The sequence below is a fragment of the Bacillus amyloliquefaciens DSM 7 = ATCC 23350 genome (assembly GCF_000196735.1).
Taxonomy (GTDB): Bacteria; Bacillota; Bacilli; order Bacillales; family Bacillaceae; genus Bacillus; species Bacillus amyloliquefaciens.
In genome coordinates this window covers 2126518-2152564 of the sequence record NC_014551.1, presented here as the reverse complement: position 1 = coordinate 2152564, position 26047 = coordinate 2126518, and the positions used below count along the sequence as shown (strand labels likewise).

Sequence of the window (26047 nt, the reverse complement as noted above, 5' to 3'; positions counted from 1 at the left end):
AGAGCTTTTATGACCGATCAATTTGCTAAAACCGAGAAACAATATATAGAGCTTACTTCCGGCATTCAGAGGTTCGAACATTACAGTGTATGTACAGACCCTTTGCTGCCGCAGATTTTTTCGCATAACTTTGTTCAGCTGCACCGTACATTTCCGTTAGACAGGCTGCTGCCGTTTTTTGCATCCATTCCGAACATGCTTCAAGCCAATTATATTCATGTGAAAGCGGCTCCTGAGCACACATTTCCGCTTCTTCTGAAACAAACATTGGTAAAGCAGGGCTACGTAGTGGAAGATGAGCTGTTTTTTGCAAGGAAACTGGAAAATGGGGATCGGCAGGCCGGACATCCGCTTACCGCTTGGGGGACGGAAAAAAGCCTCGCTGACGGGTCGTCTATTATGAAGATTTATGATGCCCTTTACATTGGCGAGGCGGCGGCCGAAAAAAAGCTTGAGCGGAAATATCCTTTGTATAAGGACGGGACGGTTATGCTTGTCGTGTGCTATAGCGACGCCTCCCGAACGATTCCGATCGGCTGCGGAGAGCTTTTCATCAACAAAGCGGATAAAACCGCCAAAATTGAAGAAGTCGCAATTCTGGATCAATTCCAACGAAAAGGCTACGGGTCAATATTGATGAACGAGCTGATGGCTGCGGCAAAGCTGAACGGCATGGAAACCGTATATCTTGTGACGTCCGGGATGGACGGTGTTAACCGTTTTTATGAAAAACTTGGCTTCAAAAGATTTCGGCGTGTGCATACGATTTTTCATTATTTTCTTACATAGATGGGCATTCGCATAAAACAATTGGGAGTTGGCCCGCATACAATGCCGTATATCGGAAGAAGAAAGGATGATTCGTATGTACGGATATGGGGGCTGCGGCAGTTATGGCTTCGGTTATGGGTACGGCGGCTGCGGAGGCGGAACCAGCACATTTGTACTGATCGTGGTATTGTTTATTTTATTAATCATCGTCGGTGCGGCTTTTATTTGTTAGACTGAAAAATCCTATCATGAAAATCAGCCTGCAGAGAACTTTCTGCAGGCTTTTTGTTGTTTTCATTTTTAAAAATCAGGTTGAAAAACATTTTAATACACATTATTTTTCTGGAGAAGGGGGCGAAAATGTGAAAATAACGATTGAAGAATTACCTGAATCAAGAATTGCTTATTTTCGACATGTCGGGGAGTATGGTGAAAAGCAAAACAAAGAACTCATGGAGTCTTTTAAAAATTGGGCGCAATTGAATGGTCTGCTTTATCATTCTGTCATTTTAGGAATTACGCAAGATCATCCAAATTGTACACCTAAAGAAAAATGCCGCTATGATGTTTGTATTGTTGTCAATCAAGATTTTCATGTGCCTGAACCGGCTCGGATCGGTACATTTTCCGGAGGGAAGTACGCTGTTTTCTTGCTTGATCATACAGAAGAGGCGGTCAGTGGATTTTGGAACACTGTTTTTTCTGAGATCGAAAAAAATAATCTGTCAATCAGAGAACAGCCCATAATCGAAAGATATACTTTACAAAAGATGAATCATCATTTGTGTGAAATATTGATTCCCATACAGTAAAGAAGACGGAAATGTCCCGCCTTCCTGTTGATGCACGTCAGACTGAAGCGTCTTTTTCAAAGGATTATTTTATCGAGATTGAAAGGTTGCTCATGGCAATCACAACATACAGCATACCTCGATAATATTCTTTTTTCTTAAAACAGTTAATGCCGATTCCGATCAAAATGGTTATGAGTATAAGCTGTACAGACAAATATAATTGTGAATTCGAACTGATGACGGAATAAATTAATAATAGGAAAAGAATCAATAAACTGCAGATTTTTAATATTTTCAGCAAATGAACACTCCTTTATTAATACTCTCTTACAATTTATCATAAAATAGTCTATTTGGTAATATTTTCAGAACACCCTTGGGCTGTCGGGAAATCCCCGGCAGCCTGTTTTTCAGAAAATGTTTCTGTGAAAAAAACTTTCTGAAGGATAAGAATGCCGTTATTCATCTGTTCATACAATGAAGCAAATGGGTTTTTGAGGTGGAAAGATATGGGGAGCTATTTAATTAAACCGGAGCTTGACGGGATTTATCCGACAGTAAGCCATGGAAAAGGATCATATGTATATGATCTGGGGGGAAACAAGTATCTAGACGGGTCATCAGGAGCGGTCACTTGCAATATCGGCCACGGGACGGAGGATATTATACAAGCTTTAAAAGAGCAGCTTGACTCCGTTTCGTTTGTGTATCGCTCGCAATTCACCAGTGAACCCGCAGAGGAGCTGGCTTTATTTCTGGCCGATCATCTGCCGGGCGGGCTGAACTGGTCATTTTTTGTAAACAGCGGCTCAGAGGCAGTCGAAACAGCGATGAAAATGGCCGTTCAATATTGGCAGGAAAAAGGCCAATACCAAAAATCCGTCTTTTTATCGAGATGGAGCAGTTACCACGGTATTACTTTGGGAGCGCTTTCGTTATCGGGGTTTTATGAACGGAGATACCGATTCACCCAGCTGCTCGAGCGGTTTCCCGCCGTTTCAGCGCCAAATATGTATCGTTCTGAGCTGCAGGGAGAGGAATTTGTGAAAGCGGCGGCAGCTGAACTGGAAACGGCTGTTAATCGGATCGGTGCCTCATTTATCGCGGGTTTCGTCGCAGAACCGATTGTCGGGGCAGCCGGGGCGGCCATCACTCCGCCGCCAGGTTATTATGAAGCGCTTGAGGATGTCTGCCGCCGGCACAGTATTTTGTTTATCGCAGATGAAGTCATGACGGGGCTCGGGAGAACAGGGCGAATGCTTGCATCTGAGCATTGGGGGATCGTACCTGATATCGCGGTGCTCGGAAAAGGATTAGGCGCCGGTTACGCTCCGATCGCGGCAGCCGTCGCGTCTGATGACATCATTGATACGATCAAGCGGGGCTCCGGAGTCATTATGAGCGGACATACGTACAGCGCCAACCCATACTGTGCAAGAGCGGCGCTTGAGGTGCTTCGCTATGTCAAAAAACACGAGCTGCTTTCGCAGGCAGAGGAAAAAGGCGCGATACTGATGCGGAAATTAGAACAAATCAAAGAGCGCAGCGGGGTAATCGGAGATGTCCGCGGTAAAGGCCTGCTGATCGGGGTTGAGTTCGTTAAAGATAAAACGACGAAGGAAGTTTTTCCGAAGAAACAAGGGTTCACAGAAAAAATGATAAAAGAAGCAAAAAAACGGGGCCTGCTTATTTATCCTTCAAAGCCCGGTATTGACAGCGGAGAAGGAGACGCCGTCATCATCGCGCCGCCGTTCACGATTTCGCATGCTGAGCTGGATGAACTGTCAGATCTATTTTCACAGGCTGCAGAAGAAGTTGAAAAAATGATGAAGAGGGATTGAGCTGACATGTCTATTTTTCATAAACAAATCGATATCCATGAAGCAATTGCCGATGTCAATGACGAATCTGTCATCATGTTCGGCGGTTTCGGGGGAGTGGGGTCACCTCCGTCATTAATCGAAGCGATTTTAGAAAGCGGCGTTAAAGAGCTGACCGTCATCTGCAATGATGCCGGATTTCCGGAAATCGGCATCGGCCCGCTTATCGTGCACAGGCGGGTCAAAAGGCTGATCGCTTCCCATATCGGCTCAAACCCTGTAGCCGGCAGGCAAATGACTGACGGAACGCTTGAGGTGGAATTTTCGCCTCAAGGGACGCTTGCCGAACGGATTCGCGCTGGCGGAGCCGGTCTTGGCGGTATTTTAACTGATATCGGCATTGATAACGCAACCGTTTGTGAAAACAAAGAAACCGTAACGATTGACGGAAAGCCCTATTTAGTTGAAAAAGCGCTGACGGCTGATTTCGCTTTTGTGTCCGCACATACTGCTGATGAATTCGGAAATTTGACGTATGACAAAACGGCGCGCAACATGAACCCTCTGATGGCGGCCGCGGCCGAAAGAACTTTTGCCGAGGCGGTAACGATTGTGCCGGCCGGCGAACTTGACAGCGAGCATATTGTGACGCCGGGCGTTTTTGTAGAGGGCGTCGTGCAAACTGAAGGAGTGAAGTGGAAATGGGCTTGGGAATAGCGGAAAGAGAGAGTATCGCGAAGCGGGCCGCCAGTGAAATCACCTCAGGCATGATCGTCAACTTGGGGATCGGCATTCCTTCTTTAGTGCCGAATTTTTTGCCGGCCGGCATGGAAGTGATGCTGCAGGCGGAAAACGGCGTCCTCGGGATAGGCGGAAGTCCCGAGCGAGGAGCGGAGGATGAGCTTTTATGCAATGCGGCCGGATATCCTGTCAGTACGGTAAAGGGAGCTTCCTATTTTGATTCAGGTTTGTCTTTTGCCATGATCAGAAAAGGGCTGATTGATATTACTATTTTAGGCGCGCTGCAGGTCAGCCAAACCGGAGATCTCGCCAATTGGCTCGTGCCGGGGAAAAAAGTGCCCGGAATGGGAGGGGCAATGGAGCTGGCCCAAGGGGCGAAAAAAGTGGTTGTGGTCATGAGCCACACTGATCAGAAGGGCCGGCCGAAACTGGTCGAAAGCTGTTCATTGCCGCTTACGGCCGCGCGATGTGCAGACCTCATCATTACAGAGAAAGCCGTAATCAGCATCGATGATAAGGCTTTTGTTCTTGAGGAACTGCTGAATGGCTCGACCATAGACGATGTGATTCAAACAACGGATGCTGAAATCAGATTGGGAGAATGTTTTCTTAAAAGGGGGCCTGTCCATGGATCAATTAGAAAAGAAAGTCACTGAGTGGGCGGAAGAAAACGCAGCAAAAGCGGTAAGCCTGCTGAAACGGCTGATCGGGGAAAAAAGTATGTTCGGAAATGAATTTAACGCACAGGCAGTTGTTTTAGAAAAATTGAGACAGTTTGACATGGATATTGATGTGTGGGAGCCGAGTATTAAACAATTGAAAGAACATCCTTATTTTGTATCGGAACGCGAAGACTTTCATGAAAGCCCGAATATCACCGCCGTAAAGAAAGGAGCCGGCGGAGGAAGATCACTGATACTGAACGGACATATTGATGTTGTCCCTGAAGGAAATCCCGCCGCGTGGACGTATGAACCGTTTACCGCTGTTGAAAAGGACGGCAAAATTTACGGACGCGGTTCAACGGATATGAAAGGCGGCAATACAGCCCTCTTGTTAGCGTTAGAAGCGCTTGAAGCTTGCAGCGTTACGTTAAAAGGAGATGTTCTGTTTCAAAGTGTCGTAGATGAAGAGTGCGGCGGCGCCGGAACGCTGTCGGCAGTAATGAGAGGCTACAAGGCTGACGGGGCGCTTATTCCGGAACCGACTAATTTAAAGCTATTTGTTAAGCAGCAAGGGTCAATGTGGTTCCGCATTACGGTAAGAGGATTGTCCGCACACGGCGGCACCCGCTATGAAGGGGTGAGCGCGATTGAAAAAAGCCTGCATGTCATCACGGCCCTTAAAGAACTGGAACACGTCCGCAACGCCCGCATCATTGACCCGCTTTACCGGGATGTTCCGATTCCGGTTCCCATTAATATCGGCACCGTCCAAGGAGGAACGTGGCCATCTTCGGTAGCTGACCGGGTTGTGATAGAAGGCAGATGCGGAATAGCTCCGGATGAAACGCCTGAGGCAGTAAAAGAAGAGCTTACAAGCTGGCTCAAAGATTTGGAGTACCGGGATGAATGGTTTAAACACCATCCGGCGGAAATTGAATGGTTTGGAGCTCAGTGGCTTCCGAATGATCTCCCGGATGAGCATCCGCTGATTTCCGCTTTGGAATCTTCTTTTGAGAAAATGAAAGGGGCAAAACCGATCCGTGAAGCATCCCCGTGGGGAACAGACGGAGGGCTTTTGCACCATGCGGGACAGACGCCTGTCATCGTCTTCGGGCCGGGAGAAGTCAAAGCGGCTCACCAGGCAAATGAATACATTGAAGTCCGGGCGTTAATCGATGCTGTCAAAATCATTTCTCTTTTTATGATGGAATGGTGCGGGGTGGCAGATGGGGGTGACGGAGCTGATAAAGGAACTGAGGGCTGAAAGCGGATCGGCCGAGATTGATGCAGACCGTTTCAATGAGCGGATCAGGGTCATTCGTTATGACGGGCAGCTCGCGTCGCTGATTCCGGCCGTTTTGGCAGAAGCAAAGCAAGAAGAAGCCCAAAAGGTGATTTTCTTTGCCAAGCGCGGCGATCAGCCGGAACTTGTCAAGCATCTCTTTATTCATGAGGGGGTCATAGACGGATATTACAACGGGCATGAGGCTGCTGTGATGGTGCGCTATTTATCAGAGAAACGGAGACAGTCAGATTCATATGTATCTGAAGATTCTACGGTTGACCGTATTTATGAGACACCGCAGCGGGGAGTGACTCAGACAGAAAGCGGGCTGTTGTTCAGAAAAGCGGGTGAAGGTGATGCAGACCGATTATCGCTCTTATATAAACATGTTTTTCAGACCTATCCGACTCCTGTCTTTAATCCCCTCTACATTAAAAAAACAATGAGAGAAAACACCATCTATTTTGCCGCATTCGATCAGGAGCGTCTCATCGGCGCGGCAAGCGCAGATATCAATCCCGTATTGGGGCACGCTGAAATGACCGATTGCGCGGTTCTGTCAGATTACAGAGGGAATTCCGTAACGGCACGCCTGTTTAAAGCCTTAGAGCAGGAACTAGCGGGCCAGGGAATCATTCATCTTTTTTCCTTGGCCCGTGCAGCGTCTTACGGGATGAATGCCGTTTTGTATCATGCGGGATACGGCTACAGGGGCAGGCTTGTGAACAACTGCCGGATTTCAGAAGGGCTCGAAAATATGAATATATGGTGCAAGACATTACGTTTTAGCCATTCATAAGGAGGAATTCGTTTGACAAACAAATGGTTTCAGCCGAAGCGTCATTGGAAGGAGATTGAATTGTGGAAAGATGTGCCGGAAGAAAAGTGGAATGATTGGCTGTGGCAGCTCACCCATACTGTAAGAACCGTCGATGACCTGAAAAAAGTCATTCATTTGACTGAAGAGGAAGAAGAAGGCGTCAGAATGTCTGTAAAAACGATTCCCCTGAACATTACGCCTTATTATGCTTCTTTAATGGACCCCGACAACCCGAGATGTCCGATCCGCATGCAGTCCGTGCCGCTGTCAGAAGAAATGCACAAAACGAAATATGACCTTGAAGATCCGCTGTTTGAAGATGAAGACTCACCGGTGCCCGGCCTTACGCACCGCTATCCCGACCGCGTTCTTTTTCTGGTGACAAATCAATGCTCGATGTACTGCCGATACTGCACCCGCAGACGCTTTTCCGGACAGATCGGAATGGGTGTGCCGAAAAAACAGCTTGATGCGGCGATCGCTTATATCCGGGAAACGCCTGAAATACGTGACTGCCTGATTTCCGGCGGAGACGGGCTTTTAATTAATGATCAGATTCTGGAATATATTTTGAAAAACCTTCGTGACATTCCCCACCTTGAAATTATCCGGATCGGAACGAGAGCGCCCATCGTTTTTCCGCAGCGGATAACGGATAACCTTTGTCAGATTTTGAAAAAATATCATCCGGTCTGGCTGAACACTCATTTTAATACGAGCATCGAACTGACGGAAGAATCGGTTGAGGCGTGTGAAAAGCTTGTCAACGCAGGTGTTCCGGTCGGTAACCAGGCCGTTATTTTAGCGGGTATTAATGATTCGGTGCCGATTATGAAAAAGCTCATGCATGATTTAGTGAAAATCCGCGTCCGCCCGTACTATATTTATCAATGTGATTTGTCGGAGGGGATCGGGCATTTCAGAGCGCCTGTATCAAAAGGTCTGGAGATCATCGAAGGACTGAGGGGACATACAACGGGCTTTGCCGTTCCGACCTTTGTCGTCGATGCCCCGGGCGGAGGCGGTAAAATCGCCCTGCAGCCGAACTACTTGCTCTCCCAGAGTCCGGAGAAAGTTGTGATCAGAAACTTTGAAGGGGTGATTACGTCTTATCCCGAACCGGAAAACTATATCCCGAATCAGGCCGACGACTATTTCGAATCTGTTTTTCCGGGAACGATGGCCAAACGCGAGCCGGTCGGACTAAGCGCTATTTTCGCGGACAAAGAGGTTTCTTTCACACCGGAAAATGTATCGAGAATCAACAGAAGGAAAGCGTTTACATCTAATCCTGAGCATGAAACGCTGAAAGACCGCAGGGAAAAGAGAGATGAATTGAAAGAAAAGAAATTTATAGCACAGCAAAAGAAAGAGCAAAAAGAAGAAACGGAAGTCGGAGGTGAGTCGCCGTGAAGCCATGCGAATGGTGCAGCAATCAAAAGGCGTCAGCTTGTCAGGCGACTGTATACTGGGAGCTTCCTGACGGTACGAGGGCTATAGAAATTAAAGACACACCCGCGTTCGCCTGTTCATCCTGCGGCATGACTTATCAGGAGGAAGCGGTCATCGGCGAAATTGAAAATCAGCTTTTTTTAGTCGACGCAAAAAAATTACCGGAAACACTCACATATCAAGAGCTGATGCAGACAGAACGGATATTGAAACGGAATTATTTTGACTTCTCCTAGTTTTCTTTTGTTGTAATTTCACTCTTGAAATGTATAATAGTACAACAAAAGACAGTCATCAGGAGGGGAAACCCATGAAATCCTTTTACCACTATTTGATGAAATACAGGCACCCTAAGCCGAAGGACGCGATCAGCCAGTTTGCGAACCAGGCATACGAAGATCACGGTTTTCCGAAAACGTCAAGCGATTATCACGAGCTCAGTTCTTATTTAGAACTGAGCGCCGACTATTTGGAAACGATGTCGACATTTGATGAAGCTTGGGAAAAATATGAGACCGAGGTGCATCACGCCTGACGTAAAACCGCACATTGTGCGGTTTTTTCTGTTGAAACCGCCCGCTGACTTAAGGCGGTGATTGATTGTGAGGCGCAGAATGATCAAATCCTAAAAAACGCACCGGTACGTCTTCCATTTCGGTCAGCACTGAAACGACGGCACGTATCAAAATCAAGCCGTAAATGGTATATTTGAAGTGAAAAACGGTAAAATTACCGGAACCGTCAGAGGCGGAACCGCAGCTGTTTTATATCCCGGCGATATAACCCGACAGACCTGTTTCTGCAAGCGGTGCCCTGTGTAAGGAGCTTCTTTTCATGGGAAATAATCATACAATCTAATGAAGTGAGGGGAATCGAATGATCCATCAGGTGGGGCAGATCATGCTGTACGTCAATAATCAGGATGAGGCACTGACGTTTTGGACGGAAAAAGCGGGATTTCATGTGGTTGCCAAAGAAGATAACGGACAAGGCATGAAGTGGATTGAAATTGCGCCTTCATTGAAAGCCGAAACGAGTTTTGTTCTTCATGATAAACAAACCATTGCAAAATTGCAGCCGGAATTAGAACTCCATACTCCTTCGATTATGTTTTTTACTGAAGATCTTGATCAGTTATATCAAGATTTTTCAAATCAGAATATCACAGTCGGTGATATTGTCGACATGCCTTCTGGCCGGGTATTTAACTTTGCTGATCATGAAAACAATTACTTTGCCGTTATGGAGAAAAAAACAAAAACCTCTTCAAAATAGGGGATCATGCATCATTTGAAACTATTTTTAACAGTACGTGAAAAACCGCACATGACTTGGTGCGGTTTTTTTGACTTTTGAACATGCGCAGAAATGGATATTTCCTGTGGTTTTCATGCCCATGCGAAATAATGGCGGCCGGCATACGATAGCGTATGACAGTCCGCGGCAAGGGGGAGACAGCATGAAGCAAAATAAACCGAAATTTCAAGTGGGAGATATCGTGGTCGTCGTGATGTACGGAACCGTCGGCACCATTACGAAGGTTCATCAAATTGATAAACATTATCTTTACGAAGTCAATCATAATGAAGTGCTTTATTTCGAATCGTCCATCCAGCTTTATAAAGATTATGAGGGCGTGATCGTCGATATGGAAAAATTAGATATTGAATATGAATTTCTGATCGGCGACGTAGTATATGTAAAGGACTACGGAAAGGAATTATTCCGTGTCATCGGCCACAGAACTGAAATATGGAGATATTTAGAGGATGGCTGGGAGGACATTATTTATGAGCTGACTCGGCTGAAAGACGGAGAGTGGCTTGAAACGGAGGAAGAGGATCTCACGCTGGTTCTGAGAAAATATGAAATGGATCAGTTTGTGCATCAGCTGCTGTTTGTCCACTATGTTGGGGAAGCATCTCATGAGATCGGCGAGGATACCGCTGCGTCTGCTCTTCTTCAGTTTGAAGGCGATGCTGATGATCCCGATACACTGCATGTGCTGGCGGTATCGATCGTAGATGAGCTGCTTGATATTTATAACGATTATAAGATCCTTTATGAAATGTTCGGTGACGAAGAATATAAAGATATGATGAATTTTGTGCTGGAAAGCCTCGGGGAGCATTTCAGCTAGCCGGCAAAAAAACGGACGGTGACATATAAAAACCAGGGCAGACAGCCGGCAAAGATCACAAACGACATTCCTTTCAGCACTTTTTCCAATACGATATCAAATCCATCTCCGTCCAATAAAGCCATCATTTTCGTCATCATCTTTTCTCCCTCCGGGGCTTGTTTTTTTAAAAGTATATGAGCGGACAAAACGTTTAGAACTTTCGGGTATAATTTGAAGGGTTTTTTCATAAAACATAAAAAAGGAGGCGGTGTTAGCATGAAAGAAATAGATCTTGTGATTGACACAGAAGAGATAGCTGATTTTTTTTACAGCCAGCTTGCAATGCGCGGGTACATACCGAGTGAAGAGGAGATCTTTGAAATAGCCGACATCACCTTTGATTATTTATTAGAAAAATGTATGATAGACGAAGAGCTTGATGAAGACTGAAACTGCGGAACCGAAGTGAAAAATGCTTCGGTTTTTTCAATCGGCTCGGGAGAATGATAAATGGGGGGAAAACGTTGTACAAGCCAGCAAGTCTTTTCGCATTGTTTATTCTGCTCGCAGCAGCGATCCGGATAGAAGCCGTTCAGGCTTTTGACGAGCGGGTGATAGAAGCGGCGGTCAGGATCAGGGCTGCCTGGCTGAATGAATTGATGCTATGGATAACGGAGCTCGGCACGACCGCGGTGCTTTTGCCGCTTCTTCTTTTGACAGGCGCGGCCCTGTATATGTACAAAAAAACGCCGGATGTTGTTTTTTTGCCGCTTCTTTTTCTCATTGAACGAATTGTAAACATTAAAATAAAAGAATTGATTGAAAGAGCCAGACCCGCTTTTGAGCCGCTCGTCCATGAAACTTCATACAGTTTTCCAAGCGGCCACTCCATGAATGCGGCAGTGATATATCCTGTCATCGCCTGGTTTTTGATCAAGCATGTTCCTTTTTTTACGAAAAGAAAGCGGGCTGTCTCCGTCTTTACCGGAGGTCTCGTCCTCCTCATCGGGTTCAGCAGAATTTATTTGGGCGCGCATTTTCCGACGGATGTCCTTGCGGGATTCAGTCTCGGACTATGCCTCGTCTCGCTTTTTGCGCTCTTTGACGAAAAGTATCACCCGTTTCGACAAAAATAGAGACAGGAAAAATGAGAAAAAACGCTAATACTATTAAGAAATAAGAGGGAGGGATCTTGATGCTGTTATCGCTGCCTGTGTTTAAAAAAAAGACTTGTGCCTATGATGTGACGATTTTTCAAACACCCCGCTACGGTGAGAAAAAGGGATACAGGGTCGTCTATCGGACAGAGCTGGCCGCTGACAATCATCAAGACGCACTGGAAAGGGCATTTTCTGTTTTTAATGTGCCTGATACGGTTCCAAACGACTATCAAGCCAGATTCATAGCGACCGGAGATGTCATACTCATAGACGAAGGAAGAAAAGGAAAGACCTATTACAGGCTTAACCCTGCGGGATGGAGCAAAATTAACCGTCTGCTCGTCCAGCCGAGGTAAAACGGGGCCGGCTGAATCTTCAGCCGGCTTCCGTTTTGTCTTCAAAGGCAGTTTTAAGGCTTCCGTTTAGCAGCGGAATGCTCTTTTCCGTGCGCTTCATCAGCTGCAATCACGTCTGAAACGGGTACATGATTGTTCTTTTTCTGGCCGGTCACCCGATTGCGCTGTTTTTTGCCCATTTATGCTCACTCCTTTTTCTTAGGCTTGTCTTCCCGCCATATTCTGCCCAAGATCGCCCTGATCAATGCTGATGATTGTCTCTTACCGTTATTCAGTGTACAATGGGTGGGAGCTTGAATAGGCAGGAGGAAAAGGAAATGAGTGTACATATAAACGCAGAAAAAGGTCAGATTGCGGATACAGTGCTTTTGCCGGGAGATCCGCTGAGAGCGAAATTTATTGCGGAAACGTATCTTGAAAATGTGGAATGTTATAATGAAGTCAGAGGAATGTACGGATTTACGGGTACATTTAACGGCAAAAAAGTATCAGTGCAAGGCACCGGCATGGGTGTTCCGTCTATCTCTATCTATGTGAATGAACTGATTCAAAGCTATGATGTTCAAAACTTAATCAGAGTCGGTTCATGCGGAGCCATCCGTAATGACGTGAAGGTGCGTGACGTGATTTTGGCGATGACGTCTTCAACGGATTCACAGATGAACCGTGTCGCCTTCGGAAGTGTAGATTATGCTCCTTGCGCAGACTTCGAACTGCTTCATAAAGCGTATCAGGAAGCGCAAAAAAACAATCTTCCTGTAGCGGTCGGAAGCGTATTCACCGCCGATCAGTTTTACAATGAAGACTCTCAAATTGAAAAGCTTGCCAGATACGGCGTTCTCGGCGTAGAAATGGAAACGACTGCTTTATATACGCTTGCCGCAAAATACGGCAAAAAAGCGCTGTCTATCCTGACTGTAAGCGATCACGTGTTAACGGGAGAAGAGACAACGGCAGAAGAGCGTCAAACCACTTTTCATGATATGATAAAATTGGCGCTGCATACTGTATCGTAAACTTGGGATGAGGGTCATGCTGATAAAAGCAGCCCTCTTCTTTATGCATCGCCCTGATTCAAAAATAGAAAGGTAAGGGTAAAATGAAGAAATCCACTAAATGGTTCTCGCTCGCTGCTGCTCTCAGCGTAACTGCAATCGTGGGAACCGGCTGCAGCATTTCAGGCGGCGACAGCCATAAGGACACAAAAACAGCAGCCGAAACAAAACAATCAGATGACACATCTAGCAAAAAAACAACGAAGACAGAAGACAGCGATTTTGTATTGGAGAGCAAATATTTTAATGATATTAAAGAAGTGAACGGGCTTGAGACCATTCAAAACCCGGCAAATACACTTGCGCTCGTGAATAAGACATACACGCTGCCGGGAGAATATAAACCGAATGATCTCGTCATCCCGAAAGTTGAATTTTCTTTCACTGAGAAAATCGAGAAACGATATATCCGCAAACCTGCCGCCGATGCTTTGGCGGAACTATTCAACGCGGGGAAAAAAGAAGGCTATGATCTTGTTGCCGTTTCAGGATACCGCTCATATGACAGACAGAAAGTGATTTTCGATAATGAAGTCAGTCTGAAAGGTGAAAAGAAGGCGAAAGAAGCAGTTGCATATCCGGGACAAAGCGAACATCAGACGGGGCTTGCCATGGACATTTCCAGCAAAAGCAACGGATATGAGCTGAACGAAGCGTTCGGAAACACGGCAGATGGCAAATGGGTGAAAGACCATGCGTATGAATACGGCTTTATCATCCGCTATCCTAAAGGCAAAGAAAATGTGACAAAGTATGAGTATGAACCATGGCATTTGCGTTATGTAGGCAAAAAAGCGGCAAAAGCCATCCATGACCATCAATTAACGCTTGAAGAATACTTTAATGAAGTAAAGAAAGTGTAATAAGAAAAAGCCCGCTTGAAAAACAGAAAGCGGGCTTTCTTTTATTACCAGAAAAGTAAACCTCCAAGCGCAAATCCGGTAATTAAACCAAGACCGATACCGTAGGCTGCTCCCCAGCCTCCCCAGCCCCAGTATCCGTATCCGTAACCTCTGTGGCCTCCGTGACCGACCGGGGAGATATACACTTTGCTGCGTGTTACCCGTACGATTCTCCCTACATGCACTCTGCCGTTTCGTTCTGTAATTCTTGCTACTTTTCCATGGTGCTGTCGGCAAATATGATAATAGTTTTGCATCTTTTCTCCTCCTATCCTATCTAACCTATCTTTCTATGTCAGCTTATGATAGAGTGCCATAAAAAGGTTGGACGAAAACAGGAGGACAACTGCCGATTTACTTGTAAGCGACAAAAGCGCAGTGTCCCATATACTCACTGTACGTCTGCATAAGTTCGTAATGAGCCGTCAGCGTATCGTAGTGGGCAGGCTCGATAACGGGCGACAAATCCATTTCTGTAGTGGGATCCTGCGAGCGCATTGTTTTCATAGGAAGCGGGAATGAATTCCGCTTTTTGAAAGCCTTGCTGAAGCAATCTCTGCTTCCATGCCGCTTCATCTTGCAATACGGTAAAACCGTAGAAGTCTTTTATCTGCGTGATGGCGTTTTTCGGCAGGGGTTTTTTTAAAGCTGCTTCAATGCCGATTAGCATGCCCCCGGGTTTAAGAACCCTCAGTATTTCAGAGAGCGATGAATCAAGATTTGAAAAGGTGAGAACTGATTCAGAAAGAACGGCCGAAAATTGATTTTCCGCAAACGGAAGCCGCTCAAGCTCCGCCAAATAGACCGGAATGGTTAAGTCTTCAGCGGCAAATCGCTTTGCTGCTTTTTCAAGCATGAGGGGGTCCTTATCGACACAGGTGACGGGATACATCAGATGGCCGAGATAAGCGGCTGTCTGTCCCGTTCCGCAGCCGGCGTCAAGGATCGGCTCGCCAGAAGGAGGGGCCGCTTTTGTGAGAACGGATTTAGAAAAAGCGAGCCCGCCGGGGTGGGCTCCTCCGACTCCGAATAAGGACAGCATTTCTAAATATTTGCTCAAAGTCCGAATCCTCCTTTCTTCCTCAGCATATGTTGAGAGAAAAGCATAGGTTTGGGTAAACGGGAAAGAAGGGCGCTTCACGTTTGAAGTTGACGAATGAGCGTTCGTCTATGATAATAATGTAAGAATAAAAAGGTGGTGTTTTCTTGAAGCGGCAATTTAAACTGTTTTTTATCATATTGATCACTGCGGTCGCAGCCTCGGCGCTTACGCTGTTTATCACGGGCAATACGACCATTTTAGGACAAGGCTCGGCTGCTTTGTCGAACAGCAAATTTGAGAAATTCAATAAAGCCTACGAGCAGATTAAAAGTGATTACTACCAAAAAACAGATGACAGCAAATTAGTAGACGGAGCGATAAAAGGTATGATCAGTTCCTTGGATGATCCGTATTCTTCTTATATGGACCCGCAGGAAGGAAAGTCGTTTGGAGAAACCATTTCCGCTTCGTTTGAAGGAATCGGCGCACAAGTGGAAGAAAAGGACGGCAGCATCCTGATCGTATCACCGATCAAAGGGTCGCCTGCGGAAAAAGCGGGAATTAAACCGAATGACCAGATCTTGAAAGTCGACGGTAAAAGCGTCAAAGGCCTTAATGTAAGCGAAGCCGTCGCGTTAATCCGCGGCAAAAAGGGAACAAACGTCAAGCTCGTGCTGCACAGAGCGGGTGTCGGCGATCTGAACCTGTCGATCAAACGTGACACCATTCCGGTCGAAACGGTGTACTCTGAAATGAAAAAAGGCGGCATCGGCGAAATCCAAATCACATCCTTCTCCGAATCGACGGCAAAAGAGCTGAATTCAGCCATTGACAGCCTCGAAAAACAAGGGGCGAAAGGGTATATTTTGGATTTAAGAGGCAACCCGGGCGGACTGATGGATGAAGCCATCAAAATGAGCAACATGTTTATCGATAAAGGAAAAAATATCATGCAGGTTGAATATAAGGACGGCACGAAAGAGGTCATGAAAGCGACGAAAGAGCGCAAAGTGACAAAACCGACAGTCGTTCTCGTCAATGACGGCACCGCGAGCGCCGCGGAAATCATGTCGGCTGCGCTGCATGAATCATCGGGCATCCCGCTGATCGGCGAGAAAACGTTCGGAAAAGGGACCGTGCAGACGGCAAAAGATTACAGTGACGGATCCACCGTTAAACTGACAATCGCAAAATGGCTGACAGCGGACGGAGAATGGATTCATAAAAAAGGCATCGAACCGCAATATCAAGTCAAGCTTCCTGATTATGCAAACCTGCCTTATTTAGATGCGGAAAAAACGTATCAATACGGAGATTCCGGAACGACCGTCACAAATGCGCAAAAAATGCTGGAGGCGCTGGGATACAGCGTGAATGTAAACGGCACGTATGATAAAGCGTTTGAACAAGCGGTCAAACAATTCCAAGCAAAAGAGAAACTGAAAGAAACAGGCATTTTAACAGGAGACACAACGGCAAAATTGATGACGGACCTGCAAAAACAGCTTGCAGACAACGATACACAAATGAAAAAAGCCGTTGAAACATTAAATAAAGCCATGAAGAAGTAAAAAAACACCCAGTGCGTCTGTTTGCGCATTGGGTGTTTTCTGTTCAAGCACCACAGCTTACGTCGTTTCTTGTTCAAATAGGTGGCTGTTCGCCTGGATGAAAAACTGTGATTGTTCGTAGTGATAGGTGACTTTTGAAAAGTCAAACGGCTGGCCGTTGGTTAAATGAAAAATCGTTTCAACGCAAAGCTTAGGCGCTCCTGTAAACAGCCCTAAGTACTCCGCTTCTTCCTCATTTAACATCCCCGCGTACAAGTATAAATCTGAAAAACCGCGCTTCAATCCGAGACCATCCCTAATATAATCAAAAATTGAATCTGACACAATCTCTTTATTCAAATACGTAATAATCGATTTGTTATAAAATGACTCCTCGATACATAATGTCTTCCCGTCAATATACCGGATTCGTTTGACATAATACACGTCGCCGTCAGACGGCATATTCAGATTTTGCGCAGCCTCAGGCGTGGGCTTTCTCACTTCCAGCGCTAATAATGTTGAGGTGACATTAAAATCTTCAAGTGATTCTTTAAATCCCTGATTAGAAAGCAGGCTGATATACCCTTTTCTTTTATTCCGTCTGACAAAAATGCCGCTTCCTCTCACTTGAAACACAATCCCCTTTTTTTCTAATAAATCCAAGGACTTGGTGATCGTGCTTTTGCTCACGTTAAACTGAGTCATTAAAGTTTGCAGCACAGGCAGTTTATCCCCTTGCTGAAGCTGATGCTCTTCTATATATTTTTCAATATCCATCGCGATTTGCTGGTATTTTAACATATACATTCCTCATTTATTTATTGTCCCGCTATTTCAGAATTATAGCATAATCGTTTTTAAAAGCCATTTCGCAAAATAAGTATAACTGTTTATGTATTGAAAAATTGTACCGGTACAATTATAATGTGAGTGTATAATATGAAAAGTAAGGGATTGAATTCTTCCAAACTTGCAAAGCGGATGTGTGAGCTGCCGCGGAGGACTATTCGGCAAAACAAGCGGCGGTCAAATAAAGGAGGATATGAACGATGGGAACATTGCCAAAAGACTTTTTATGGGGAGGCGCTCTAGCCGCCCATCAATTTGAAGGGGGATGGAACAAAGGCGGCAAAGGGCCGAGTGTAGTGGACGTCATGACGGCAGGCGCGCATGGTGTGCCCCGGAAAATAACAGATACAATTGAAGAGCGGGAATTTTACCCGAATCACGAAGCTATAGATTTTTATCATCGTTATAAAGAGGACATCGCATTATTCAGCGAGCTGGGACTAAAATGCTTAAGAACGTCCATCGGCTGGAGCAGAATTTTTCCTAGAGGTGATGAAACAGAGCCTAACGAGGAAGGACTTGCTTTTTACGACCGGGTTTTTGACGAATTGCTGAAGAATGGGATTGAACCGGTTATCACGTTGTCACATTTTGAGATGCCGCTGCATATCGCAAGGGAATACGGCGGATTCAGAAACAGAAAAACGGTCGGATTTTTTGTAAAATTCGCTGAAGTGTGTTTTGAACGATACAAACATAAAGTGAAGTATTGGATGACGTTTAACGAAATCAACAACAAGATGGATGTGAATAATCCGATCTTTTTATGGACGAATTCAGGTGTCGCCGTCAAAGAAAACGAAAACGCAAAAGAAGTCATGTATCAGGCCGGCCATCACGAACTCCTTGCAAGCGCATTGGCTGTTTCGAAGGGAAAAGAAATCAACCCTGATTTCCGGATCGGCGCGATGGTGTCACATGTTCCGATTTATCCGTACTCTTCCAACCCGGATGATGTGATGCTGGCTGAAGAAACGATGAGACAGCGTTTTTTCTTCCCGGATGTGCAGGTGCGCGGATATTATCCAAGCTATGCGTTAAAAGAGTTTGAAAGAGAAGGCTATCAGATACACTTTGAAGACGGTGATGAAGAGATTTTGAAAAACGGCACGGTGGACTATCTCGGATTCAGCTATTACATGTCCACAACCGTAAAAAGTGATGTGTTAAACGATAATACGGGGGATGTCGTAAACGGAGGATTACCAAACGGCGTGGAAAACCCCTATATTACAGCGAGTGATTGGGGCTGGGCGATTGACCCGACCGGTTTACGGTACACATTAAACCGTTTATACGACCGCTATCAGATTCCGTTATTTATAGTGGAAAACGGATTCGGCGCCATTGATACGGTAGAAGAGGATGGTTCCATTCATGACACAGCGAGAATTGAATATTTAGCGTCACATATAAAAGCTTTGGAAAAAGCAGTCACATATGATGGAGTGGATCTAATGGGCTATACACCGTGGGGAATTATCGATATCGTATCATTTACAACCGGAGAAATGAAAAAACGCTACGGCATGATTTATGTTGACCGGGATAATGAAGGCAGCGGGTCAATGAAGCGGTTTAAGAAAGACTCATTTGAATGGTATAAAAAAGTGATTGAAACAAACGGCTCATATATATTCTAAATGTGTATGTTAAAAGAGAAGGCTTCACGACTGTGTGAAGCCGCCCTTTTTATCAGTATTTTTGAAAGCGCATTCATTTTGGTGGAAAGGAGGTGACTGTCCGGCTTTTCATTCTGAATCTTTTATAAAACCCAGGAAGGGGATGATGAGGTTATGTTTTTTAAAAAAGGTCTGTACATGACGCTGGCTTTTCTTTTGCTTTCTTTTTTATTATCAGGCAGCATGGAAACCGAAGTGTATGCGACTGATCGGAAAGCTCCGGACAAAAACAAAGTAAGGGTGTGGTACAGTTCGGAAAAAGATCCGGCTTCCCGTACATGGTATGACGGTCCGAAAGAAGTGAAATACGCCTTAGATGAACAAACCCCACTGACTTTGACAAAAAAGAAGGCTTCTGACTCCACTGCCGTGTATATTGATCCGTCGCACCGCTATCAAAGTGTATTAGGCATAGGATCATCTCTGGAAGAATCCACTATCTCTAATTTATCGAAAATGTCGCCCGGAAAAAGAAAAGAAGTGTTGAAAAAACTGGTTGATCCCAATGAAGGCATCGGCATGGACGTCATGCGCATAACGATAGGGACATCAGATTTTACGGCCCAGGAATTTTATACGTATGACGATATGCCTGAAGGCCGAAAAGATCCTAAGCTCAGACATTTCTCGATTCAAAAGGATATTGATTTACACATTACAGCAACCATCAAGGAAGCGCTGGCGATAAATCCGAAGCTGAAAATCATTGCCTCACCGTGGAGCCCGCCCGCATGGATGAAAACGAATAAAAATCTCAAGCGAGGAAAGCTGAAAGATAAATATATCAGCGAGCTGGCCGTTTATTTCCGCAAATTTATTGAAGCGTACGAAAAGCAAGGGATCCCGATTTATGCGATGACTCTTCAAAATGAACCTTTGCTGGAAATTGACTATCCGAGCATGTATATGCCGCCGTCTCAGCAGCGCAAACTGGCGCAGGCCTTAAAAAAAGAAATGAAGAAACATTTAATTGACACGAAAATTTGGATTTATGATCACAATGCAAGCGGGGCGTGGAACTATATTCCGCCGATTTTAGATGATAAAAAAGGAAACCAGGCGGCAGACGGCATTGCTTTTCATGATTATGACGGAGACCTTTCCGTCATGTCGGAAATCGGAAGGCGATATCCTGATAAATCTATTCACTTAACGGAGCGGTCTGTCTGGGGGACAGAAGGAGCGGACCGGATCGCGCAGTATTTCCGCAACGGCGCGTCCAGCTACAATGCGTGGGTGACGATGCTCGACAGTCAAATTAAGACGCATCATTGGATAGGCACCCCGGATCCGACGCTGTTTATTCAGGACGCTAAAAATCCTGACCGCTATTGGAATATCCCGATCTATCATATGACAGGCAACTTTTCAAAATTTGTCGACCGCGGAGCAAAACGGATAGAAAGTAATTACGGCTCCAAAAACACAGTTTCGAACGTATCGTTTCTTAATCCTGATCAATCCATTGTAACAGTCGTGATCAACCAGACATCTGCGGAGCAAAAATTCCATGTCGTTTCAGAGGATCGGCAGTTCGAAGCCGTTATCCCGGCTAAAACCGTCGCTACCTACAAATGGCAGCACAAAAAGTAAAAAAAGCCGGCACATTTACGTGCCGGCTTCTTTCTGTTAAGCGCCTTTTTGATTCATTTTATCAGAGGGCGCTTTTCCGAATAAACCGTCTTTGACAGCGTTTGAAGCCGCTTTTTTTACAAAAAACGGGTTCAGGATGATAACGGCTGCCATGTTAGCAGTCAAACCCCAGAAGCCTTCATAAACACCGTGGGCCGATTGGGTGATGTTTACGGTGAATGTCACAATAAGACCGACGAGAAGTCCGATGATGGTTGCTTCCTTCGTCTGATTTTTCCAAAACAGACTGACGGCGATAGCCGGAAAAATCTGAACCATGCCGGAAACACCGAGAAGCTGGAGCGTAACGAGCGCCGTCGGGAACAGCATGCCGAATAATAGCGCGAGCCCGATGACGACAAATACCATTGAACGGGTGATGATCGTCAGCTTGCTTTGTGATACGTTCGGATGAATCAAATCCCGATATAAGTTATTCGCAAATAAGTTTGATGCTCCGATCGCCATGATAGAGCAGGGAATCAAAGACGCAAGAGCGATCGTGGAGTAAGCAAAGCCCTGAGCGACCCCTCCGTAAGACATTTGGATCAGCTTCAATAAAGCGAGCCGTGGATTGGTATCGTCCGGCAGGACAAGAAACGCGATAAACCCGAGAAAAATAACAAGAATCAAAACAATATTATAAAGCGGCAGAAACATGCTGTTCTTGCGGACGGCATCTGCGCTTTTTGCCGTGAATACGCCAGTCGCCGCATGAGCCCACATAAAGAGCGCCAGCGCAGATACGATGGAAGCGGTGATAAACCAAGGAATTCCTTTCGGCCCCGCGGTAGGAATCGTCAGCATTTGCGGCGCTTTTTCCGCCAACGTGTCAATCATCGGCGTCCAGCCGTGAAAATGGATCAGCGGGAGTGACACGACCATAAACAGCATAATCACCCACACCAGGATGTCTTTAATAATAGCCGTAAACGTCGGCCCTTTAATTCCGCTGAAAAAGGTATACAGCGCTACAAGCATAAAGGAAATGATAACGACCATATTGACATTTATGACACCCGTTCCGGCCACCTGAAGCGTATCCTGAATGCCGCTCAGCTGGAGACAGATATAAGGAATGAGCATAAGAACGCCGACAATGGCGACAAGACTTGCCAAAAGCTTACTGTCAAAGCGCTCACGGGCGTAATCGGCAAGTGTCGTTAATTTGTGGATTTTTGCCACTTTCCACAGCTTCGGCAAAAAGAAATAAGCAATAAAATACGCCAAAACAGAATACGGGATTGCAAAAAAGGCAACACTTCCCCCTGTATAGGCGGTGCTGGTCAAGCCTAAAAACGTATAAGCCGTATAAAGGTCCGCACCGACTAAAAACCAGACGAGGAGCCCCCCGAACCGTCTGCCGCCGACAGACCATTCCTCAACAGAAGTGCGTGATGATTTGTCTCTCCCGGCTATAAAGCCGATGCAGACAACAGTTAAAACGATGATGGCAGTAATGATCAATGCTGTTATATTTGCGGGCATCAGTCCAATCCTCCTTGCTTCTTCTGCAGCCTATAAATAAGAAACGAACATAAAGGAGTGACTGCGATCCATAAAAGCAGCCAGAAATGAAAAAAAGGCAGCCCGATAATGATCGGATGAACCCGATTAGCGACTGACAGAAAGGCCAGCTGGCTGAAAGGGATTAAAATAAGAATGAAAATTAGTGCTTTTCTGACCATTTACTTTCCTCCTGAACCCTGATAATGCTCCTTATCATAGCAGTTGTCAGATAAGATCACAAGATATTTTTCAGAAAAAAAAGAATTCTATAATTTTTTTAATTAAAACACTTTAGTTGCAACAACATTCATATTAAATTAAAATAATTAATATCTTGAATTCAAGATATTTAGGAGTGAGTACAATGAATACACAAGGATTACAGCATGTTACCGCATTTGCGAAAGATCCTGCTGAAAATCTTCGGTTTTATACTGAAGTATTGGGCTTGCGGCTCGTTAAGAAAACCGTTAATTTTGATGACCCGGCCACATATCATTTTTATTTCGGCAACCAAAACGGAGAACCGGGCACGATTATTACATTTTTCCCTTTTCAGGGAAGCCGCCCGGGAACCGTGGGAAAAGGACAGGCCGGAAGAATTTATTTCTCTGTGCCGAAAGGAGCACTCCCGTTTTGGCAGCGCCGGCTTGAAGAAAACGGCGTATCTGTAATAGAGGAGACCATGCTGTCTGAACAAGTTCTCCTCTTTGATGATACAGAAGATCTGCCGCTTGCCATAATGGAAGATGAAAGAAGCGGACAGAGTGAATGGACCCCTTCGGGAATTACTGAAAAAGAAGCGATTACAGGCATGAGAGGTGTTCTTCTGTACTCGTACCGTCCTGAAGCAACCATTCAATTTCTGATGGAACGCTTCGGTTATTCCAAGACAGGAGAAGAAAATCAGATTGTCAGACTGCAATCGGAGGCACGGATCGGACATATCATAGATGTTGACCTTGCACCGAAAGAAGCAGGTGCCGGCGGTTACGGGACAGTGCATCATGTCGCATTCCGCACCACCAAAAAAGAGCAGGCGGAATGGAAGGACATTCTTGCTGATTCTCATCTTGCTTCATCTGACATTCTTGACAGGTCTTACTTTACATCAATCTATTTCAGAGAAAGCGGCGGCATTTTATTTGAAATGGCAACCGATGAACCGGGCTTTATGACGGATGAATCCTTTGAAAATCTCGGAACAGAGCTGAAGCTTCCGGAATGGCTGGAAGAGCACCGCAGTCAAATTACCGCCATTCTACCCAAAATGGTGAAAGGAGATTGATCTAATGAAACATGTGTTTGAACAGGGAACGTCAGAAAATGTCCTGCTGCTTTTGCACGGAACGGGGGGAAATGAACATGATCTCCTCTCACTCGGACGTTTTATCGACCCGAATGCAAGTTTGCTCGGGGTCAGAGGATCAGTGCTTGAAAACGGCATGCCCCGTTTTTTTAAGCGGCTGAAAGAAGGCGTATTTGACGAGAAAGATTTAATTGAACGGACGGAAGAATTAAAGAATTTTATCGATGAAGCGGCGCAAATGTACGGATTTAGCAGAGAAAAAGTGATTGCTGCCGGCTATTCAAACGGCGCCAACATTGCAGCGAGTCTTTTGTTTCATTACAAAGACGTACTGAAAGGAGCGATTCTGCATCATCCCATGGTGCCGATTCGCGGAGTGAAGCTCCCTGATATGGCAGGGCAGCCTGTTTTTATCGGGGCAGGAAAACGGGATCCGCTGTGTACAAAAGAAGAATCGGAGGAGCTTTATCAGTATCTGACAGATGCTGGTGCATCCGTTTCTCTTGTTTGACAGGAGGGCGGCCATCAGCTCACACAGCAGGAAGCCGAGCAGGCACGAATTTGGTAGTGAGCGATTCTTATAAAAAAACCTTAGTCTGCATAAGCGGACTAAGGTTTTTTTCGGCTTACAGCCAAGTTGACACTTGTGATACAGGCAACCGGTTGCTTTTGTGCGCCGGTTTAACGGCTTTACCGATTGAAATCAGCATGACGGGCACGAAACGTTCACTCACGTCGAATTCCTTAACGAATTGCTCTTTATTGAATCCGCCGATCGCGCAAGTGTCATAGCCCTTTGCTTTAGCAGCAAGCATCAGCTGCATCGCTGCTAAAGAAGCGTTTAAAAATGCTGAATCACGGGCAAACTGTTCATTTTGGTATGCGCCGTTAATCTGGCCTAACAGCGTCTGTTTAATCTCTTCTGTGATATTGCCTTGCTCAGCCAGTTCAGAATAAACTTCTACACCATTTTCGTTTGCTTTTAAGTCGCCTAATACGGCAATGACTGCTGATGAATCAATAATCTGTTTTTGATTGAAAGCAACCGGTAGCAGGGCGGCTTTTGCTTCATCACTGTGGAATACTTGGAAATGCCAATGCTGAAGGTTCCAGGCAGATGGGGCTTGCGTCGTAATGTCCAGAAGTTCTGTTAATTCCTCTTTTGTAATGACCGCATCTTTATCGTATTCTTTAACGGATGCGCGTTCTTTTAAAACGTCTAATACGGATGTCATCATGTTTCCTCCTTCGGATAAACGTGTTATCATAATAGAAAAGTTAGAAGCTTACTAAATGTAACTCGGGAACTAATTTTAATGGATTACAGAAAACTTGTCAATTCATAGATGAAGGGATGAACTTACGTGGGATATACAATGTGTCCTAAAATGGAATCCGCTTTTTCGCTTTTGGGAAAGCGCTGGAACGGCCTTATTATTCATGTACTGATGGACGGGCCGAAACGTTTTAAAGATATGACCGAAACCATACCGACGATCAGCCAAAAAATGCTCGCGGAGCGGCTCAAAGAGCTGGAACAAAATGAAATCATCGAGCGCCAGGTGCTGCCTGAAACACCTGTCAAAGTCATTTACAAGCTGACTGATAAAGGCATGGCCCTGCAAGCCGTTTTTCAGGAAATGCAAAAATGGGCAGACAGTTTTTGCGAGCCCGGGGCATCTGTCAAAGACGAAACATGCCATGAATAACAAAGGCTGCCAAAGGCAGCCTTTTCTTCATAATATGATGTTCACTCTTCGTAAAAACCGTTGATATAAAAAAATGTCCAGAAGGAAATGATTCCCCCGGAGAAGATTCTTTCCTCAAAACCATGTTTCCAGTACAACTGAAATGCTGTTTCAATGAAAAGATAAGGCGTTGCAGTAACACCAAATCTTACGTCATAGACCTCGCTATAGCCGGACTCAATCCCGCAGCAGGAGCAGATATCGAATGTCATTATAAACAGGACTTTTCTTTAATCCTTTACTTCCGCATACGAAACAAGGATACATACAACTCACTAGCTAAGCCGGGCGGCGTTTTACAAACTTCCGGTTAAAAACTGAGCCTCCCCAAGCCCAAAGCTCCAGTCGGCGTTCCCGTTTTCTGTAATGGAAATCATGACGTCCTCGGGTGATATGCCGCATTCTGTTTCAAGCTGTTCAGCCATCAGTTTATACAACGTTTCTTTTTGATGTTCGGTGCGGGCTTTGCTGACAATGCTGATGATGACAAGGTCTTTGCTTCTTTTGAATCCGAGCCCGGTATCTTCAATGATGAGCTCATGGGGCGGATGCTGGTGGACGATCTGATAACGGTCTGTTACAGGGACGTTAAACGCTTTAACCATGGCGCCATGGGCGGTATCCAGTAATTTTTTTAATGCTGCGTCATCCCGTCCCTCAATGACGTCAAAACGAAGTAATGGCATATTTTTTTCCTCCTGTTGGTTTTATATTGTCGCAGTTTGTGAAAAAAGTATAACAGTTAATCAAAAGATATTCAAATTATAACCATGATTTTAT

At 45.4% G+C, this 26047-nt stretch carries 31 protein-coding genes and 2 pseudogenes; 24 read left to right on the top strand and 9 right to left on the bottom strand.

The genetic code is table 11. The features are described from left to right. Window positions 1–9: 9 nt before the first annotated feature. The 13 genes from BAMF_RS30960 (at window position 10) to BAMF_RS30895 (ending at window position 10488) form a co-directional block, all read left to right on the top strand. The gene (locus BAMF_RS30960; protein WP_013352578.1) at window positions 10–789 is read left to right on the top strand and encodes a GNAT family N-acetyltransferase; all 780 of its coding nucleotides are present in this window, start codon (window positions 10–12) and stop codon (window positions 787–789) included. Window positions 790–865: 76 nt separating this feature from the next. Then, window positions 866–1003, top strand: a complete 138-nt coding sequence (locus BAMF_RS30955; RefSeq protein WP_013352577.1) for a YjcZ family sporulation protein — start codon at window positions 866–868, stop codon at window positions 1001–1003. A gap of 130 nt (window positions 1004–1133) precedes the next feature. Next, a complete protein-coding gene (locus BAMF_RS30950; RefSeq protein WP_013352576.1) occupies window positions 1134–1583 on the top strand; it encodes an AraC family transcriptional regulator in 450 nt (149 codons plus the stop codon). Window positions 1584–2074: 491 nt separating this feature from the next. Then, window positions 2075–3406: an aspartate aminotransferase family protein gene (locus tag BAMF_RS30940; RefSeq protein WP_041481648.1), complete on the top strand. Its 1332-nt coding sequence runs from the start codon at window positions 2075–2077 to the stop codon at window positions 3404–3406. A 6-nt stretch (window positions 3407–3412) separates the two neighbouring features. Further along, window positions 3413–4102, top strand: coding sequence for a CoA transferase subunit A (locus BAMF_RS30935; protein WP_013352573.1), 690 nt, complete (start codon window positions 3413–3415; stop codon window positions 4100–4102). Next, window positions 4087–4782 (top strand): 3-oxoacid CoA-transferase subunit B, encoded by a 696-nt coding sequence (locus BAMF_RS30930; protein WP_013352572.1) that lies wholly within the window; start codon window positions 4087–4089, stop codon window positions 4780–4782. Before BAMF_RS30935 ends, BAMF_RS30930 begins: the two co-directional genes overlap by 16 nt. Further along, window positions 4754–6055 carry a peptidase gene (locus BAMF_RS30925; protein WP_013352571.1) on the top strand — a complete coding sequence of 434 codons (1302 nt, stop codon included), beginning with the start codon at window positions 4754–4756 and terminating at the stop codon, window positions 6053–6055. Before BAMF_RS30930 ends, BAMF_RS30925 begins: the two co-directional genes overlap by 29 nt. Next, window positions 6033–6875, top strand: coding sequence for a putative beta-lysine N-acetyltransferase (ablB, locus tag BAMF_RS30920; protein WP_038463238.1), 843 nt, complete (start codon window positions 6033–6035; stop codon window positions 6873–6875). The genes BAMF_RS30925 and ablB overlap by 23 nt, the downstream gene beginning before the upstream one ends. 12 nt (window positions 6876–6887) lie before the next feature. After that, window positions 6888–8309, top strand: a complete 1422-nt coding sequence (kamA, locus tag BAMF_RS30915; RefSeq protein ID WP_013352569.1) for a lysine 2,3-aminomutase — start codon at window positions 6888–6890, stop codon at window positions 8307–8309. Continuing rightward, entirely contained in the window at window positions 8306–8584 is a 279-nt protein-coding gene (locus BAMF_RS30910; protein ID WP_013352568.1) for a YokU family protein, read from the top strand. The genes kamA and BAMF_RS30910 overlap by 4 nt, the downstream gene beginning before the upstream one ends. A 74-nt stretch (window positions 8585–8658) precedes the next feature. After that, entirely contained in the window at window positions 8659–8883 is a 225-nt protein-coding gene (locus BAMF_RS30905; protein WP_013352567.1) for a YozE family protein, read from the top strand. A gap of 341 nt (window positions 8884–9224) precedes the next feature. Then, window positions 9225–9623 (top strand): VOC family protein, encoded by a 399-nt coding sequence (locus tag BAMF_RS30900; RefSeq protein ID WP_013352566.1) that lies wholly within the window; start codon window positions 9225–9227, stop codon window positions 9621–9623. A gap of 184 nt (window positions 9624–9807) precedes the next feature. Continuing rightward, a complete protein-coding gene (locus BAMF_RS30895) occupies window positions 9808–10488 on the top strand; it encodes a hypothetical protein (RefSeq protein WP_013352565.1) in 681 nt (226 codons plus the stop codon). Here BAMF_RS30895 and BAMF_RS41545 read toward each other — a convergent pair. Continuing rightward, window positions 10485–10628 carry a hypothetical protein gene (locus BAMF_RS41545; RefSeq protein WP_012117771.1) on the bottom strand — a complete coding sequence of 48 codons (144 nt, stop codon included), beginning with the start codon at window positions 10626–10628 and terminating at the stop codon, window positions 10485–10487. The genes BAMF_RS30895 and BAMF_RS41545 overlap by 4 nt on opposite strands. A gap of 118 nt (window positions 10629–10746) precedes the next feature. Between BAMF_RS41545 and BAMF_RS40785 the strand changes: the two genes are divergently transcribed. The 3 genes from BAMF_RS40785 (at window position 10747) to BAMF_RS30880 (ending at window position 11986) form a co-directional block, all read left to right on the top strand. After that, window positions 10747–10920, top strand: a complete 174-nt coding sequence (locus BAMF_RS40785) for a YozD family protein (protein ID WP_013352563.1) — start codon at window positions 10747–10749, stop codon at window positions 10918–10920. 74 nt (window positions 10921–10994) lie between these two features. Beyond that, complete coding sequence (locus BAMF_RS30885) at window positions 10995–11606, top strand: phosphatase PAP2 family protein (RefSeq protein WP_013352562.1); 612 nt, start codon at window positions 10995–10997, stop codon at window positions 11604–11606. Window positions 11607–11665: 59 nt separating this feature from the next. Beyond that, window positions 11666–11986, top strand: a complete 321-nt coding sequence (locus BAMF_RS30880; RefSeq protein ID WP_003153700.1) for a YodL domain-containing protein — start codon at window positions 11666–11668, stop codon at window positions 11984–11986. Window positions 11987–12039: 53 nt separating this feature from the next. Here the strand turns inward: BAMF_RS30880 and BAMF_RS41280 are convergent, their stop codons facing one another. Further along, complete coding sequence (locus BAMF_RS41280) at window positions 12040–12165, bottom strand: hypothetical protein (protein WP_003153701.1); 126 nt, start codon at window positions 12163–12165, stop codon at window positions 12040–12042. A gap of 138 nt (window positions 12166–12303) precedes the next feature. Here BAMF_RS41280 and deoD point away from each other — a divergent pair, with 138 nt between their 5' ends. Together deoD and BAMF_RS30870 are read left to right on the top strand one after the other, a co-directional pair. Further along, entirely contained in the window at window positions 12304–13002 is a 699-nt protein-coding gene (deoD, locus tag BAMF_RS30875) for a purine-nucleoside phosphorylase (protein WP_014470285.1), read from the top strand. A gap of 83 nt (window positions 13003–13085) precedes the next feature. Next, the gene (locus BAMF_RS30870; RefSeq protein WP_013352560.1) at window positions 13086–13904 is read left to right on the top strand and encodes a M15 family metallopeptidase; all 819 of its coding nucleotides are present in this window, start codon (window positions 13086–13088) and stop codon (window positions 13902–13904) included. A 44-nt stretch (window positions 13905–13948) separates the two neighbouring features. Here the strand turns inward: BAMF_RS30870 and BAMF_RS30865 are convergent, their stop codons facing one another. Beyond that, on the bottom strand, window positions 13949–14200 hold the full coding sequence (locus BAMF_RS30865) for a hypothetical protein (protein ID WP_013352559.1): 252 nt from the start codon (window positions 14198–14200) through the stop codon (window positions 13949–13951). 97 nt (window positions 14201–14297) lie between these two features. Continuing rightward, window positions 14298–15003: pseudogene (locus BAMF_RS30860) on the bottom strand (class I SAM-dependent methyltransferase). A gap of 146 nt (window positions 15004–15149) precedes the next feature. On the opposite strand from BAMF_RS30860, the gene ctpA reads away from it, so the two are divergent. After that, entirely contained in the window at window positions 15150–16556 is a 1407-nt protein-coding gene (gene ctpA, locus BAMF_RS30855) for a carboxy-terminal processing protease CtpA (RefSeq protein ID WP_013352557.1), read from the top strand. 57 nt (window positions 16557–16613) lie between these two features. On the opposite strand, the gene BAMF_RS30850 is transcribed toward ctpA, so the two are convergent. Next, window positions 16614–17339 (bottom strand): GntR family transcriptional regulator, encoded by a 726-nt coding sequence (locus tag BAMF_RS30850; RefSeq protein ID WP_013352556.1) that lies wholly within the window; start codon window positions 17337–17339, stop codon window positions 16614–16616. A gap of 248 nt (window positions 17340–17587) precedes the next feature. Here BAMF_RS30850 and bglA point away from each other — a divergent pair, with 248 nt between their 5' ends. Further along, window positions 17588–19030, top strand: coding sequence for a 6-phospho-beta-glucosidase BglA (bglA, locus tag BAMF_RS30845; protein ID WP_013352555.1), 1443 nt, complete (start codon window positions 17588–17590; stop codon window positions 19028–19030). A gap of 153 nt (window positions 19031–19183) precedes the next feature. Beyond that, the gene (locus tag BAMF_RS30840; RefSeq protein WP_013352554.1) at window positions 19184–20662 is read left to right on the top strand and encodes a glycoside hydrolase family 30 protein; all 1479 of its coding nucleotides are present in this window, start codon (window positions 19184–19186) and stop codon (window positions 20660–20662) included. Window positions 20663–20698: 36 nt separating this feature from the next. Here the strand turns inward: BAMF_RS30840 and BAMF_RS30835 are convergent, their stop codons facing one another. Both BAMF_RS30835 and BAMF_RS30830 read right to left on the bottom strand, forming a co-directional pair. Continuing rightward, window positions 20699–22189, bottom strand: a complete 1491-nt coding sequence (locus tag BAMF_RS30835) for a sodium:solute symporter family protein (protein WP_013352553.1) — start codon at window positions 22187–22189, stop codon at window positions 20699–20701. Continuing rightward, window positions 22189–22389 carry a DUF3311 domain-containing protein gene (locus BAMF_RS30830; protein WP_013352552.1) on the bottom strand — a complete coding sequence of 67 codons (201 nt, stop codon included), beginning with the start codon at window positions 22387–22389 and terminating at the stop codon, window positions 22189–22191. The genes BAMF_RS30835 and BAMF_RS30830 overlap by 1 nt, the downstream gene beginning before the upstream one ends. 185 nt (window positions 22390–22574) lie before the next feature. Here BAMF_RS30830 and BAMF_RS30825 point away from each other — a divergent pair, with 185 nt between their 5' ends. Both BAMF_RS30825 and BAMF_RS30820 read left to right on the top strand, forming a co-directional pair. After that, window positions 22575–23498 (top strand): ring-cleaving dioxygenase, encoded by a 924-nt coding sequence (locus BAMF_RS30825; protein ID WP_013352551.1) that lies wholly within the window; start codon window positions 22575–22577, stop codon window positions 23496–23498. A 4-nt stretch (window positions 23499–23502) separates the two neighbouring features. Next, window positions 23503–24027, top strand: a pseudogene (locus tag BAMF_RS30820) (alpha/beta hydrolase); the annotation flags it as partial. Between the two features lie 118 nt (window positions 24028–24145). On the opposite strand, the gene BAMF_RS30815 reads toward BAMF_RS30820, so the two are convergent. Continuing rightward, a complete protein-coding gene (locus BAMF_RS30815) occupies window positions 24146–24754 on the bottom strand; it encodes a nitroreductase family protein (protein ID WP_041481647.1) in 609 nt (202 codons plus the stop codon). A gap of 129 nt (window positions 24755–24883) precedes the next feature. On the opposite strand from BAMF_RS30815, the gene BAMF_RS30810 reads away from it, so the two are divergent. Beyond that, on the top strand, window positions 24884–25228 hold the full coding sequence (locus BAMF_RS30810; RefSeq protein WP_014470291.1) for a winged helix-turn-helix transcriptional regulator: 345 nt from the start codon (window positions 24884–24886) through the stop codon (window positions 25226–25228). Window positions 25229–25563: 335 nt separating this feature from the next. Here the strand turns inward: BAMF_RS30810 and BAMF_RS30800 are convergent, their stop codons facing one another. Further along, window positions 25564–25953 carry a tautomerase family protein gene (locus tag BAMF_RS30800; RefSeq protein ID WP_013352547.1) on the bottom strand — a complete coding sequence of 130 codons (390 nt, stop codon included), beginning with the start codon at window positions 25951–25953 and terminating at the stop codon, window positions 25564–25566. Window positions 25954–26047 lie beyond the last annotated feature (94 nt).